The organism is Streptomyces sp. NPDC050619, assembly GCF_040654815.1.
In the GTDB taxonomy this organism is placed as follows: Bacteria; Actinomycetota; Actinomycetes; order Streptomycetales; family Streptomycetaceae; genus Streptomyces.
On record NZ_JBFAIR010000203.1, the window covers coordinates 1 to 1,014 of the forward strand.

Consider the following 1,014-nt stretch of genomic DNA (forward strand, 5'->3'; position numbering starts at 1 on the left):
GTTCGACGAGGACCCGGCCCCGGACGCCACGATCCAGCTGACCTTCGTCGAGTTCGACGCGGCGGCGAAGATGCTGGAGGCGGCGGGCTTCCACGCCGAGCGTTCGATCAAGGAGGCGTGGCCGCAGTTCCAGGGCTGGCGGGTCAACTACGAGGCCGTCGCCTACGATCTGTGCCGCCGCAGCGACGCCGTACCCGCCCTGTGGACGGGCCCGCGTGACTTCCCCTCGACACCGATCCCGCCCAGGCGCCCGGTGGACCGCCGCCCCGGTGAAGGCCGGACGAAACTCCCGCCTGCTCAGGGGTAGTCACCGGGTCCGAAGGGACCGCACTCGAACGGGTCTTCAGCCCGCCGTGCCGGCCAGCATGCGCTCCAGCACCGCACGCTGCAGGGGCAGTACCTCGGCGTGCAGGTCGCGGCCCTTGCGGGTGAGGGCGACCCACACGCCCCGCCGATCCTCGGCGCAGACCGACCGCTCCACCAGACCGTCCTTCTCCAGCCGCCCGATCAGGCGGGACAGGGCGCTCTGGCTGAGATGGACCCGTCCGACCAGGTTCTGCACCCGGCACTGGTCGCCCTCCCGGGACGACTCGGAGGCCAGGATGTCGAGCACCTCGAAGTCGCTCGCGCCCAGACCGTACGGATGCAGCACCCGGTCGATCTCGCACATCGTGCGCGCGTGCACCGACAGGATGTCCCGCCAGCGCTCCTCGAGCCGGATCTCGGCCGTCTTGACTGCCATACCCGCACGGTAACACCGATTCAGCCAATTGTTGAGTGTGCAACTAGTGCGGGTGCAAGTTGCCTCGGGCGACTCAGGCGGCCGGGTCCTGGAGCAGCCCGACGAGGTTGCCGTCGGCGTCCTTCACCGAGGCGATCAGCCTGCCACCGCCGACGTCCTTCGCGTCCTCCAGCAGCTCGGCACCCGCTTCCAGCAGAGCGGCCAGCCGGTCCCGGAGGTCGGTGACGTGCCAGTAGGGGACCGGCCCGGTCATGCCCTTGGCGTGCCCGTTC

1 protein-coding gene and 2 pseudogenes are annotated in these 1,014 nt (G+C 70.3%); 1 reads left to right on the plus strand and 2 read right to left on the minus strand.

The genetic code is table 11. The features are described from left to right. Positions 1–307: pseudogene (locus AB0I77_RS54040) on the plus strand (hypothetical protein); the annotation flags it as partial. 36 nt (positions 308–343) lie between these two features. Here the strand turns inward: AB0I77_RS54040 and AB0I77_RS54045 are convergent. Both AB0I77_RS54045 and AB0I77_RS54050 read right to left on the minus strand, forming a co-directional pair. Next, on the minus strand, positions 344–742 hold the full coding sequence (locus AB0I77_RS54045) for a MarR family transcriptional regulator (protein ID WP_363290405.1): 399 nt from the start codon (positions 740–742) through the stop codon (positions 344–346). Positions 743–815: 73 nt separating this feature from the next. Beyond that, positions 816–1,014: pseudogene (locus tag AB0I77_RS54050) on the minus strand (glyoxalase); the annotation flags it as partial.

Excerpts from the sequence above, each read along its gene's own strand:
- AB0I77_RS54045 (WP_363290405.1), bottom strand. The coding sequence starts at position 742 with ATGGCAGTCAAGACGGCCGAGATCCGGCTCGAGGAGCGCTGGCGGGAC.